General features: G+C 68.8%; 12 protein-coding genes. 4 read left to right on the plus strand and 8 right to left on the minus strand.

Features of this window, described 5'->3' with window-relative positions; translation table 11 throughout:
- Positions 1 to 28 precede the first annotated feature (28 nt).
- Together rnd and GO308_RS07155 are read left to right on the plus strand one after the other, a co-directional pair.
- Positions 29 to 1,204, plus strand: coding sequence for a ribonuclease D (gene rnd / locus GO308_RS07150; RefSeq protein ID WP_066479855.1), 1,176 nt, complete (start codon positions 29 to 31; stop codon positions 1,202 to 1,204).
- Complete coding sequence (locus GO308_RS07155; RefSeq protein WP_240884847.1) at positions 1,201 to 1,497, plus strand: I78 family peptidase inhibitor; 297 nt, start codon at positions 1,201 to 1,203, stop codon at positions 1,495 to 1,497. The genes rnd and GO308_RS07155 overlap by 4 nt, the downstream gene beginning before the upstream one ends.
- A 174-nt stretch (positions 1,498 to 1,671) precedes the next feature.
- On the opposite strand, the gene GO308_RS07160 is transcribed toward GO308_RS07155, so the two are convergent.
- Genes GO308_RS07160 through GO308_RS07175 form a run of 4 tightly spaced genes read right to left on the minus strand, consistent with a single transcriptional unit; the run spans position 1,672 to position 7,266 of the window.
- Positions 1,672 to 3,183 (minus strand): Ppx/GppA family phosphatase, encoded by a 1,512-nt coding sequence (locus GO308_RS07160; protein WP_066479857.1) that lies wholly within the window; start codon positions 3,181 to 3,183, stop codon positions 1,672 to 1,674.
- Positions 3,180 to 5,333, minus strand: coding sequence for an RNA degradosome polyphosphate kinase (locus GO308_RS07165; RefSeq protein ID WP_066480200.1), 2,154 nt, complete (start codon positions 5,331 to 5,333; stop codon positions 3,180 to 3,182). The genes GO308_RS07160 and GO308_RS07165 overlap by 4 nt, the downstream gene beginning before the upstream one ends.
- Positions 5,334 to 5,365: 32 nt before the next feature.
- The gene (locus GO308_RS07170) at positions 5,366 to 6,004 is read right to left on the minus strand and encodes a DnaA/Hda family protein (RefSeq protein ID WP_066479858.1); all 639 of its coding nucleotides are present in this window, start codon (positions 6,002 to 6,004) and stop codon (positions 5,366 to 5,368) included.
- Positions 6,001 to 7,266: a heavy-metal-associated domain-containing protein gene (locus GO308_RS07175; protein ID WP_240884848.1), complete on the minus strand. Its 1,266-nt coding sequence runs from the start codon at positions 7,264 to 7,266 to the stop codon at positions 6,001 to 6,003. Before GO308_RS07175 ends, GO308_RS07170 begins: the two co-directional genes overlap by 4 nt.
- A 62-nt stretch (positions 7,267 to 7,328) precedes the next feature.
- On the opposite strand from GO308_RS07175, the gene purM reads away from it, so the two are divergent.
- Together purM and purN are read left to right on the plus strand one after the other, a co-directional pair.
- Positions 7,329 to 8,438, plus strand: coding sequence for a phosphoribosylformylglycinamidine cyclo-ligase (gene purM / locus GO308_RS07180; RefSeq protein ID WP_240884851.1), 1,110 nt, complete (start codon positions 7,329 to 7,331; stop codon positions 8,436 to 8,438).
- On the plus strand, positions 8,431 to 9,387 hold the full coding sequence (gene purN / locus GO308_RS07185; protein ID WP_240884853.1) for a phosphoribosylglycinamide formyltransferase: 957 nt from the start codon (positions 8,431 to 8,433) through the stop codon (positions 9,385 to 9,387). Before purM ends, purN begins: the two co-directional genes overlap by 8 nt.
- On the opposite strand, the gene GO308_RS07190 is transcribed toward purN, so the two are convergent.
- The 4 genes from GO308_RS07190 to GO308_RS07205 all read right to left on the minus strand — a co-directional run bounded on the left by GO308_RS07190 (position 9,384) and on the right by GO308_RS07205 (position 13,015).
- Positions 9,384 to 10,061 (minus strand): hypothetical protein, encoded by a 678-nt coding sequence (locus GO308_RS07190; protein WP_240884860.1) that lies wholly within the window; start codon positions 10,059 to 10,061, stop codon positions 9,384 to 9,386. The two genes, purN and GO308_RS07190, sit on opposite strands and share 4 nt — an antisense overlap.
- 155 nt (positions 10,062 to 10,216) lie before the next feature.
- A complete protein-coding gene (gene ndk / locus GO308_RS07195; RefSeq protein ID WP_066479869.1) occupies positions 10,217 to 10,639 on the minus strand; it encodes a nucleoside-diphosphate kinase in 423 nt (140 codons plus the stop codon).
- A 247-nt stretch (positions 10,640 to 10,886) separates the two neighbouring features.
- A complete protein-coding gene (locus tag GO308_RS07200; protein WP_240884862.1) occupies positions 10,887 to 11,327 on the minus strand; it encodes a DNA polymerase III subunit chi in 441 nt (146 codons plus the stop codon).
- Between the two features lie 212 nt (positions 11,328 to 11,539).
- Entirely contained in the window at positions 11,540 to 13,015 is a 1,476-nt protein-coding gene (locus GO308_RS07205) for a leucyl aminopeptidase (RefSeq protein ID WP_240884863.1), read from the minus strand.
- Positions 13,016 to 13,114: the final 99 nt, after the last annotated feature.

Genomic DNA, 13,114 nt, shown 5'->3' on the forward strand with positions numbered 1-13,114 from the left:
AGCGGCGCGACATGGCTATGGAAGGAAGATGCATATTCACGGCCTGATCGAGGACAGCGCAACCCTCGCCAATCTCTGCACCCGGCTTGCCCAATCGCCCTTCATCACGGTCGATACGGAGTTCATGCGCGAAAACACCTATTGGCCCGAGCTGTGCCTGATCCAGGTCGCCGACGCCAATGAGGCCGCGGCGATCGACCCGATGGCACCGGGCATCGATCTGACCCCGCTGCTCGAGCTGCTGACCGACAATGAGGACGTGCTGAAGGTCTTTCACGCCGGCGGCCAGGACATCGAAATCGTCGTGAACCTGACCGGCAAGACGCCCCATCCGGTGTTCGACACCCAGATCGCGGCGATGGCGCTGGGGCAAGGCGAGCAGGTCGGCTATTCCAACCTGGTCGATGCCTGGCTGGGCGTTTCGATCGACAAGGGCGCGCGCTTCACCGACTGGAGCCGACGTCCGCTCGACAAGCGCCAGATCGACTATGCGATCGCCGACGTCACGCATCTGTCCGCCATCTTCCCCAAGATGCTCGAACGGCTGCGCAAGACCGGGCGCGGCAACTGGCTGGACGAGGAGATGGAGCGCACCGCCGATCCCGCCAATTACGTGACCGACCCCGACGACGCGTGGCAGCGCATCCGCATCAACAGCCGCAAGCCCGACGTGCTCGGGCGGCTGAAGGCGCTGGCCCGCTGGCGCGAGGTCGAAGCGCGGGGCAAGAACCTGCCGCGCGGCCGCATCGTGAAGGACGAGACGATCGCCGACCTGGCGGGCAATCCGCCGCGCAGCCAAAGCGACCTGACGCGGGTGCGCGGGTTGTCGGCCAGCTGGGGGTCGAACGACATCGGCGCGCGGCTGATGGCGGCGCTCGCCGCCGCGACGCCGATGCGCGCCGACGAACTGCCCGCGCGCGACGACCGCAAGCCCTCGCTCGGGCGCGAAGGATCGCTGGTCGCCGACCTGCTCAAGCTGCTGCTCAAGATTCGCGCGCGCGAGCTGGACGTCGCCGCGCGGCTGCTCGCCCGCTCCGACGATCTGGAGGCGCTGGCGGCGGGCCAGCGCCAGGGCCTGTCGATCCTGGAGGGCTGGCGCTTCGAGCAGTTCGGCCGCGACGCGCTCGCGCTGGTCGAGGGTCAGCTCGCCTTCGCGGTGCGCAATGGCAAGCTCAAGATGACGCGAACGGAGGAAAAGGCATGATCGCGAAGCCGCCCCTGCTGCTTGCCCTGATGATGGCCGGATGCGCCGCCCCCGGCGATACCGCGCCCCCGCCGCCCGTCGCCGACGCGGGCGAGTGCGACGCGGCGCCGGTGCAGGACCTGATCGGGCGGCCCGCCACCGCCGCGCTCGGGCTCGACGCCCGCGACCGCAGCGGTGCGCGCACGCTGCGCTGGATCCAGCCCGGAATGGCAGTGACGATGGACTATCGTCAGGATCGGCTCAACATCGACGTCGACGAAAAGAATGTCGTGACCCGCCTCGCCTGCGGGTGAGCAGGAACGGCACGTCTAGCCCCACCGTTACGATCTTCGCCGCCACCCCGGCACGAGGCCGGGGTGAAGATCGGGAAAAGGGCTACGCGTCCCCCCAACCCGTCATGCCGAACTTGATCGGGCATCCACACGCAACGACGGCCGCAACGAACGCGCACCACCGCGCCCGGAGCTTCAACCCAGCCGCGCCTCCAGCCCGCACAGCGCCGCCAGTGCGCGATGGCGGCGTTCGACCGCTTCGCCATAGAGAATCGCGTCGGCAGGCTCGGTGCGCAGCAGCAGCCGGCTGTCCTCCACCGCCAGCCGCGTGCGCTGGAGCGGCCCGGCCACCCCGCCCGACAGCCGCTGGCCCAGCCGCATCGCAAGCCCCCAGCGACACGCCAGCTCGAGCGATTCATAGTCGGCAAGCCGCATCAGCGGATCGGGCGACGCGATGCCGCCGCCCAGACAGGTGAACAGCGCCTGCGCGATCATTGCGCGGCCGAAGCCGTCGATCGCCACCCAGTTGCCATGTAGCGCGATCTCGACACCGCGCTCGGCGCGGAACTCGGGATTGGCGCGCCAGCCGACATCGGCGAGCAGGCACGCGGCATGGCGCAGCCGCGCCAGCTCGGGCGCCTCGTCGGCAAACAGCGGCGCAATCCACTGGTCGAGCAGGTCGCCATGCTCGGCAAAGCGGCCCAGCCGCGCGCCCTCGTCGCGCGCCGCGACGATCAACGGGTCCTGCGCCCGCTCGACCCCGCTCAGTTGCTCATAAAGCAGCCCCTCGCGCAGCCCGAAGGCTGAGACGATCGTCGTCTGCGACTGGAGGTGGCGGATCAGCTTCGCCAGCAGCGACGCGGCGTCGCTCAGCGTCGGGATGCGCCCGCCCGACAGGTTGGGCACCGCCTTCAACTTGCCCTTGGACAGATGGCCGAGCGTGCGGATCAGCCGCGCGATCGTCGCCGGCGGCATCTCATACTGGTGCATCACGGGCAGCGGATAGCCGGTCAGGTGCATGTCGAGCCGCGCCAGCGCCCGCCACGACCCCCCGACCAGATAGAGCGGAAGGCCCGCGCCCTTGCCCGCCCAGCCGGTTTCGCCGATCAGCTCGCGCACCCGCCGGTCGAGCGCGCCCTTGCCCGTCGCGCGGATCCCGCTGACCCGCAGCACGCCGAGCGGAAACGACGCGCGTTCGTGCAACTCGCCGTCGCGGACCCGCACCAATTCCAAACTGCCGCCGCCCAGGTCGCCCACGATCCCGTCGGCGTCGGGCACCGCCGACAACAGCCCCAGCCCCGCGCCAATCGCCTCGGCCTCGCCCGACAGCAATTCGACCTTCAGCCCCAGTCGCGCCGCCGCCGCAATGAGTTCGGCGCCGTTGCTCGCGTCGCGCACTGCGGCAGTGGCGACGGTGCGCAGCCGCGACACCTCCATTTCGCGGGCGACCCACGCGAACCGGGCAAGCGCGACCTCCGCCGCCGCCAGCGCATCCGCATCGATCGCGCCGGTGGCATTCAGGCTGCGGCCCAGCCCCGCCATCACCTTTTCATTGAAGAGAATCGCGGGCAGCCGCGCCGGCCCCTGATAGACGACGAGGCGGATCGAGTTCGACCCGATGTCGATGATCGCGACGCGCTCGCTCGCGCGGTCCCCACCCCGGAGCCGCGCCGCCTGGCGACCGCGGCTGAGCAATAGCGAGGTCATTCCGCCGCTTCGCTCGCGCCCGCGCCGCCGCGCCGGCGCAGCGACAGCTTTTTCGGCATCGATTCGGCGCTCGCCAGCGCCGCGCCGCGTCCCGACAACGACGGGTTGGTCATGAAATAGCGATGCAGGTTGAACGGCCGCGCGCCGGCTTCCAGCCGCTCATACTCGCCGTCCGGGTGCAGCACCCAGCTCTGTTCGGTGTCGATCAGATTGGCGACCATCACCTGGTCGAGCACCTGGTCGTGGACCGTCGGCGTCGTGATGGGCAGCATATATTCGACGCGCCGGTCGAAATTGCGCTGCATCCAGTCGGCGGACGAAATGTAGACCCGCGCAGCATTGTGGGGCAGCGCCTTGCCGTCGGCGAAGCACCAGATGCGGCTGTGTTCCAGGAAACGGCCGACCACCGACTTGACGCGGATATGGTCGGACAGGCCGGCGACCCCGGGGCGCAGGCAGCAGATGCCCCGCACGATCAGGTCGATCTCCACCCCCGCGCTGCTTGCCTCGTACAGCTTCTCGATGATCGCGGGATCGACCAGCGAGTTCATCTTGGCCCAGATTTCCGCCGGGCGGCCGGCGCGGGCATGCGCGATTTCGGCGTCGATCAGCTCGACGAGCCGCTGGCGCAGGCCGCCGGGCGAGATCGACAGCAGCTCCAGCCGCGTCGGTTCGACATAGCCGGTGATGTAGTTGAACAGTTGCGCTGCGTCGCGCCCCAGGCACGGATTGGCGGTGAAGAAGCTGAGGTCGGTATAGATGCGCGCGGTGACGGGATGATAATTGCCCGTCCCGAAATGACAGTAGGTGCGATAGCAATTCTCTTCGCGCCGCACGACCATCGACACCTTGGCATGCGTCTTCCAGTCGATGAAGCCATAAACGACCTGGACGCCCGCGCGCTCCAGCGCGTCGGCCCACAACAGATTCTGCTCCTCGTCGAACCGCGCCTTCAACTCGACGACCGCGGTGACCGACTTGCCGTTCTCGGCGGCGGCGATCAGCGCCTGGATGACCGCAGACTGCTTGCCCGCGCGATACAGCGTCTGCTTGATCGCGACCACGTCGGGGTCGTTCGCGGCCTGTTTCAGGAACGCCAGGACGACGTCGAAACTCTCATAGGGGTGGTGGACGATGATGTCCTTGGCGCGGATCGCGGCGAAGCAGTCGCCGCCATATTCGCGGATGCGCTCGGGAAAGCGCGGGCTGAACGGCGTGAACTTCAGGTCGGGGCGATCCTCGTCGACCAGCATGCTCAGGTCTCCGATGCCCAGGAACCCGCCCGTTTCGGTCAGCAGCGCCTCGCTCCCGCCCAATTCCTCGAGCAGGATCGCCTCGAGCTCCGCGCTGATCCCGGTTTCCATCTCCAGCCGGATGACGCGCCCGCGCCGTCGCCTTTTGATCGCGGTGCGGAAATAGAGGACGAGGTCTTCGGCCTCTTCCTCGACCTCGATGTCGCTGTCGCGCAGCACGCGGAACGTCGCCGCGCCCTGGACGTCGTAACCGGGGAACAGCAGGCTGGAAAAATGCTTGATCAGCGTCTCGACGGTGACATAGCGCGCCGCCGCGCCGGGCAGGCGAACGAAGCGCGGCATGGTCGGCGGCAACAGCACCAGCTCGCGCACCGGCTCACGGTCGCTTCGCCGCACCAGGTCGAAGATCACGCTCGACCCCTTGTTGGGGATGAACGGGAACGGGTGCGCCGGATCGAGCGCCTGCGGGGTCAGGATCGGAAAGATCTGCTCGCGGAAATGGGTTTGCAGCCATACCGCGGTCTCGTCGTCGATCTCGTGGCGGTCGAGCACGGCAATGCCGTTCGCCGCCAGCTGGACGCGCAGGTCGCGCCACAATTCCTGCTGCGCGTCGACCAGCTCGCCGGCATCCTCGACGATCGCGTTGAGCTGCTGGGTGGGCGTCAGCCCGTCGACCGATTTCTGTTCGACATTCTGCAGCTGCTGGCCCTTCAGGCCCGCGACACGGACCATGAAGAACTCGTCCAGATTGGATGCCGAAATCGACAGGAAGCGCAGCCGTTCGAGCAATGGATGCGCCAGGTTGGACGCCTCCTCCAGCACGCGGCGGTTGAACGCCAGCCACGACAGCTCGCGGTTGAAATAACGCGTGTCGGGCGCGGCGATCGGCGACAGCACCGACGGGGTCGCGGACTTGGCGGCGCGGTCGGTCACAATTTCTCCGTTTCCTCCATGGTCGGTTCGTCGATCAGCAGCCCGGCGGCGTCGAGCCATTCGCGTGCCCGCTGAACCGACAGGCGACGGCGGTCACGACTGCGCGCCTCGGTTTCGAGCAGGTCGACGACTCGCTCTATGGCGACATAGCTGCGTTCGATGCGCCCGGCGAGCCACGCCGCGACGTCGGGCCGCGAATAGAGCGCACGCGCGTCCAGCCCGCGCTGGATCAGCTGGACGATCAACGCATCATCGGGTGGCGCGATCCGCTCGACCGGGGTCGCCGCGATGCGCGAACGCAGGTCGGGCAGCGCGATGGGCCATTCGGGCGGCGGCACGTCGGCGATGATCAGCAGCGGCCGGCGCTCGGCCTGGGCGTGGTTCCATGCGTGGAACAGCGTTTCCTCGTCCTGGCGCTCGGCATCGTCGATCACCCGCCCGCCCGATCGCGCGGCAAAGATGCGCCCCAGCAGGCTGCGGCCCGACTTGCGCGGCCCGGTCAGCAGCGCCGCCGCCACCGGCCACGCGCCCCAATGTTCGATGTGGTGCACCGCGCGCGCATTGGCTTCGCTGACGATGAACTGGCCCTCTTGCGCGCCAGCCACGGGGCCGAGCGGCAGGTTGAGCTGGTTCATTCGTTCGTCGCGTTTTGCGGGGCGTCCCCCGCGCCTGCGGCCGGTGCGGCGGGTGCGGGCGCGGCGCCACGCCGGATCCGCAGCGTCCCCGGCCCTTCCTGCACCTGCCAGCCGCGCGCTTCCAACGCCGTGCGCAGGGCGGCGATCGACCCGTCATAGGTGACGCGCATCACCGAAATCCCGCCGAGCGCCAGGCTGGACGTCAACGCGGACCGGACCCCCGGCACTGCCGCCAGCGCGGATTCGGTGCCGGTGACCGCGCCGGCGCTGGGCGAATCGAACTGAACGTTGATGATCGCGCCGCCGGTCGTGACGGTCGACACCACCGGCAGGTCGTCGACCTCGATCGCGGCGGGATCGACCTCGTCCTCCGGCGATGGCGGCCGCACCGCGAGCAGCGCGTCGGGGCGCAGCCGGCCGCGGCGCAGCGCGTCCTGATAGGCCGCATCGATGCGCCGCACCCCCTCGTCGAGCAGCGCGGGCAGCGCATCGGCATTGTCGACGCGCAGCGTGAAGCGGGTGAGGATGCGGTTGTCGGGACCGAAACCCGCGATGAACTCGCCGACCACCGGCCCGCCGGGCCATTGGCGATAGAGGTGGACCTGCGGGATCAGCACATCGTCCGCGCCATATTGGTCCAGGATCGTGCGCCACCACCCCCGGCCGCGCCGGCCGATCTGTCCCGCATCGAACAGCAACGGGTCGGGGCCCGTGCCGGTCAGCCGCACATAGTCGATCGCGCTGTTGCTCGTGCGGAACCGGGCCCAGGCGCGCGTCCATTCGGTTTCGCGCTCGAACACGGTGCCGGTGCCGCCCGACCATTCGACCGGCATCAGCACCAGCGGGGCCGACCGCGCAAAGCGTGCCGCGACACCCAGGATCGCGGCGGCGCGGTTGCGGTCGAACAGGACGCCCAGCCGCGCGATATAGCGGTTGGGTCCGATCTGTTCGTTCTCGATGATGATGCCGCTGACCAGGCCGTCGATGGCGCCCTCGGGCAGCGCGACCTCGCTGCCACGCAGCCGGCGCGACAATTGGGTCCAGGCGCGGCGCTCCGCCAGCTTCCACCCCGCCAGCCGCGCGGCCTCCGCATTCGGGCCGGCGACGTCGACGCGCACCCCGCCCACCTCGAAACTGCCCGATGCCGATACCGGCGCGGCCGCCGGCGCCGCACCCTGCTGCGCGGCGACGATCCCGCCGCCGGCCATGGCACAGGCCGCCAGCGCGGCGATCAACAGGCGGTGGGAACCGACGCGAACCATTTCGGGGGTCTTTTGGCGAAGCGGGCGTGGAAATCCAAGCCCGAACTGGCTACTCGGTCGCAATGACCGATCCCGATCCCGCTGACACCCCCTATACCTATGCCCAGGCTGGCGTCTCGATCGCCGCCGGCAACGCGCTGGTCCGCGCCATCGCGCCGCTGGCCCGCGCGACCCGCCGCGCCGGCGCGGACGCCGATCTGGGCGGTTTCGGCGGGATTTTCGATCTCAAGGCGTGCGGGTTCACCGATCCGCTCCTGGTCGCCGCCAATGACGGGGTCGGCACCAAGCTCAAGCTCGCGATCGACAGCGGCCGCCACGACGGCGTCGGCATCGATCTCGTCGCGATGTGCGCCAACGACCTGATCGTCCAGGGGGCGGAGCCGCTGTTCTTTCTCGACTACTACGCCAGCGGCAAACTCGACAATGCAGTCGCCGAACGCGTGATCGCGGGCATCGCGGAGGGGTGCCGTCAGGCCGGATGCGCGCTGATCGGCGGTGAGACGGCCGAGATGCCCGGCATGTATGCCGATGGCGACTATGACCTCGCCGGCTTCTGCGTCGGCGCGGTCGAGCGGGGCCGGCTGCTCGACGGGCGACGGATCGCGCCGGGCGACGTCATCCTGGGCCTCGCCTCGACCGGGGTCCATTCCAACGGCTTCTCGCTCGTCCGCCGCCTCGCCGCCGATCGCGGCTGGAAGCTCGATCGCCCCGCGCTGTTCGATCAGGACGTGCTGCTGATCGACGCGCTGATGGCGCCGACGCGCATCTACGTGCGCAGCCTGTTGCCGCTGGTGCGCGCGGGGCGGATCAACGGCCTCGCGCACATCACCGGCGGCGGGCTGCTCGAAAATGTGCCGCGCGTCCTCCCCGCCGGCTGTCACGCCCGCATCGACGCCGATCGCTGGCCGCTGCCGCGCCTGATGGCTTTCCTGCAGGCGCAGGGGCGGATCGAGCCGGAGGAGATGGCGCGCACCTTCAACTGCGGGATCGGCATGGTTGCGATCGTCACCGTCGACACGGCCGACGCGATCGCCGCCGACCTCGCCGCTGCGGGCGAGACGGTGTTCACGCTCGGCGAGGTGGCGGCCGGCGAGCGCGGCTGTACGGTCACGGGCAGCGCGGAGACGTGGAGCGCGCGCGCGCCCTGGACCGCGACGCACGTGCATGGCTGATCGTGCGCGTCTGGGCGTCCTGATCTCGGGACGCGGGTCGAACATGGCGGCGCTGCTCTACGCCTCGCGCGCGGCCGATTGCCCCTTTGCCCTCGCGCTGGTCGCCAGCAACGACCCCGACGCAGCCGGCCTGACGCTCGCGGCGGCAGAGGGCATCGCCACCTTCGCGCTCAGCCACAGGGGGATGGCGCGCGCCGATTTCGACGCGCGGATCGACGCGGCGCTGCGCGAAGCCGGCGTCACCCATGTCGCGCTCGCCGGCTATATGCGGCTGCTGTCGCCCGAATTTGTCGAACGCTGGGCCGGACGGATGGTCAACATCCACCCGTCTTTGCTCCCTGCTTACAAGGGGCTGCACACGCACGAACGCGCACTGGCGGCGGGCGACAGCCATGGCGGCTGTTCGGTTCACCTCGTCACTGCCGAACTGGATGACGGCCCGGTGTTGGGCCAGACGCCCGTCGCGATCCTGCCGGGTGACACTGCCGAAACCCTGGCAGCGCGCGTGCTAATCGCCGAGCATCAGCTATATCCGCGCATCCTCGCCGATTGGGTGCGCGCCGGGCAGCCTGCCGACGATCCGCTGAGCCGTGTACGCGAGCTGTCGCTGGCGCTGCCAGAGGCGCGCGAGAAGCTGTCGCACGGCGCGCCGGGCTTCTTCGTCGAAGGCGGGAAATTCTTCGCCTATTTCTCCGCCGACCATCACGGCAACGGCATCACCGCGGTGCTGGTGCGCACCAGCGGGGTCGAGGAACAGGCGATGCTGATCGAACGCGACCCCGCGCTCTATTATCGCCCGCCCTATCTGGGGCCGTCGGGCTGGATCGGCGTGCGGCTCGACACCGGCGACACCGACTGGGCGCATGTCGGCGAATGGCTGGCGCGCAGCTGGCGGCTGGCCGCGCCGAAACGGCTCACCCGGCTGATGGATGTCGCCGACGCATTCTAGACCGTCGTCGCCGACAACGATGCGGCCACGCCGCCGTGGCGGCTGTCCTCGTAAATCTGCCAGTCCGGGGCCGTGGAATCGAGCGCCTTGAACAGAAGCGTCCATGGCGGCGGACACGGATTGCCCTTGAACCAGAACTGCACGAATTTCTGCACGTCGGGGCGGTCGCGATTTCGGTAGATCCAGCGCAACTCGGCTCCGGTGACCGTCCGGATCTTGTCGGTCGCCGAATGCTTGAATTCGTTGTTCGGGCTTTGCGGCTTACCCGGAACCTTGAAGTTCTTGTTGACGACTTCGTCGAGGTTCAGCCCGTCCAGGATGAAGTGAACACCGATCCCGGCCTCGACATAGTGATTGAGCGCGTTTTTCGATTTCAGGCGAAACTGGGCGTTCGACTTGGGCGTGCCCGGGCTCGCCGACCCGCCGGAATAGACGGCATGATATTTGGGATGCCGCTCCAGGCTGTCGAGATATGCGGTGTTCTGTGCCAGCCGGGCGTCGGAAAAGGTCGCCAGGCCGGATCGCTGGTCCGTAAGTTGACGGACCGTCACGACGCTGTCCGCGGTCGTCGCTTTCGCCACCGACTTCGCCTTCTGAAAGGCGGCGATCGCCTCGTTGATGCCGAAGATAAAGTCGCCCGGTCGATAGGGCTCCCAAGGATCGTTGAAGGGCATCGCCGGACCTAACGCGTAACGCTTGATGGTCCTGCGATGCTAGGCCCGGGCGGCCAATCCTGGCAAGCCGCCACGATGCCGAAAATCGGTGACTTTCGATGCCGGGTCCCCGACACGACCGCGCCGGCAGCGAGCCGGCGCGGCGATACGCGGAATCAGCCGACAATGTCTTCCGGCTTGAAGAACTGCGCGATTTCCATCGCGGCGTTCTCGTCCGAATCCGAACCATGGACGCTGTTGGCCTCGATCGACTCGGCATAGAGCTTGCGGATCGTGCCTTCGGCCGCGTTCTCCGGGTTGGTCGCGCCCATCACCTCGCGGTTGCGCGCGACCGCATTCTCGCCTTCCAGCACCTGGACGACGACCGGGCCCGAGGTCATGAACGCGACCAGGTCGGCAAAGAACGGCCGTTCCTTGTGCACGCCATAGAATTTCTCGGCCTGCGCGCGGCTCATGCGGATGCGGCGCGACGCGACGACCCGCAGGCCCGCATCCTCCAGCAGCTTGGTGATCGCACCGGTCAGGTTGCGGCGGGTGGCATCGGGCTTGATGATCGAAAAGGTCCGGGTGGCGGCCATGGCCGTTCGGGCTCCTGTCTTGATGGGGAATGGGAAAGTCGCGGCTCCCTAGTCGCGGGCCGGCAAAGATGCAAGCACCGCCGGCATGAGCGGTGGAGCAATCCACACCGAACGATCGTCACCCCGGCCTTGAGCCGGGGTCCCGCTTTTTCGCGCGCCGGACCAGGTAGCGGGACCCCGGCTCAAGGCCGGGGTGACGAGGTTGACTTTGCGAGATTGAGTTCGGGGCTGAAATTGCTGTCCCCGCTCAAGCCGCCTGCTCCCAGCGTCCGTTCGCGTTCTGCTTCCAGTAACGCCGCTCGACGCCGTCGCGCGTCGCCAGCGCCTTCCACGCCGCGCGCGATTCGGCGATGGTCGCGTCGTCGAAGAAGTGGAACGCGCGCGCGAACCCCAGCGCCTCGTCGCGCCAGTGCCCGTCGGCGATCGCGACATGCCCCGCCGGATCGGGCGCCGCAATCGCCGCGCGGATCAGGATCGGCTGGCGGGCGTCGTCCATCGCGCCGGCGATCGCATGGGGCAGGAAGCTTTCCGCCGACCAGGTCCACAGGAACCGGTCGATCGCGGCGCGCTGCTCCGCGTCGCCCGCCACGATCTCCAGCCGGCCGCCATCGGCCAGCACCTTCTCGGCGATGCGCGGCAGCACCGCGTCGAGCGGTTGGCGGGTCAGATGGTAGAAATCGACCTTCACGCCGCCATGTCCCACACCACCCGCCGAACCTTAGACGGTGACGAATAATGGCAATTGTCGCGAGACACAGCCCATTTTTCCCCGTCACCCCGGCCCTGAGCCGGGGTCCCGCTATCTTATCCGCCGCAAGAAACAGCGGGGCCCCGGGTCAAGCCCGGGGAGACGGGTAATCCGGGTCTCACATCGATCAAGCGCGCATTCCGGGCAAACGCTCAACGCTCGAAATGATCGGCGACGAACCGGTCGAGCAGGCGCACGCCATATCCGGTCGCACCCTTGTCATGCGTCGCACCCGGCTTGTCCGCCCACACCATGCCGGCAATGTCGAGATGCGCCCAGCGCACGCCCGGGTCGACGAAGCGCTGGATGAACTGTGCCGCGGTGATCGAGCCGGCACCGCGCGGCCCCACATTCTTCATGTCGGCGATCGGCGAATCGAGCAGCTTGTTGTACGCGTCACCCAGCGGGAATCGCCACAACAGGTCACCGGTCGCCTTGCCCGCCGCCAGCAACTGATCGGCCAGCGAATCATCATTGGCGAACAGGCCGCCATGCTCATGTCCCAGCGACACGATCATCGCGCCGGTCAGGGTGGCGAGATCGACGATGGTGCCGGGCCGGTAATTGCGCTGAACCCAGGTCAGCACATCGCACAGCACCAGGCGCCCTTCGGCATCGGTGTTGATGACTTCGATCGTCTGGCCCGACATCGACGTCACGACATCGCCGGGGCGCTGCGCATTGCCGTCGGGCATGTTCTCAACGAGGCCGACGACGCCGATCACGTTCGCGCGTGCCTTGCGCAGTGCCAGCGCGCGCATCGCGCCTGCCACCGCGCCCGCGCCGCCCATGTCCCACTTCATGTCCTCCATGCCCGCGGCCGGCTTGATCGAGATGCCGCCGGTGTCGAAGGTCACGCCCTTGCCGACCAGCGCCAGGTCGGGGTTGCCGCCGTCGCCGCGTCCATCCCAGTGCATCGCCAGCAGCCGTGCGCCGCGCACCGATCCCTGCGCCACGCCCAGCAGCGCACCCATGCCCAGCTCGCGCATCGCCGCATCGTCGAGCGCGGTCAGCGTCACGCCCAGCTCGGCCAGGCCGCTGCACCGTTCGACGAAGCTTTCGGGATACAGGATGTTGGCGGGCTCCGTCACCAGCGCGCGGGTGAACAGCAGCCCCTGGGTCACCGCGTCGCGATGCGCCCATTCGGCCGCCGTCCCGTCGGGCGTGCCGACCATCGTCACCGTCGCCAGCGTCGGGCGCTGACGCTCGCTCAGCGTGGTGCGATAGACATCGTAGCGCCAGCCGCGCTGGACTGCGGCAGCGGCGAAGCGCGCGACGCCCGCCGCGCTGAGCATCGACGCGACGCCCGACCAGTCGACCGCCAGTGCGGTATGGCCCGACACCAGATAGCGACCGACCAGCGCGCCGGCCGCGCGCTCCAGTTCGCCCTCCTGCCCCTCGCCGATGCCCAGGATCACCAGCCGCTGTACCGCCTCGCCGTCCGGCAGCACCAGCTCGACCAGGCTGCCCGGATCGCCGTCGAAGCGCGCGCCCTCCAGCGCGGCGTTCACCAGCTTGTGATTGGCGGCGGCGACTGCGCGGAGCGCGAGCTCGGCGGCGCGCGCCTTCAGGACGGGGACGACCACCACCGCGGCGGCGGGGATGACGGTGGCCAGTTCGATATTCATGCGCGATCTTTCTGTTATCGTTCGGTCCATGGGCGGCACCGCGGCGTGCCGCGCGGCGTCGTCCGGCAGATCACGGCATCTAGGCCCCGACCGCCCGGG

The organism is Sphingomonas sp. SFZ2018-12 (assembly GCF_022496715.1).
Lineage (GTDB): Bacteria > Pseudomonadota > Alphaproteobacteria > Sphingomonadales > Sphingomonadaceae > Sphingomonas.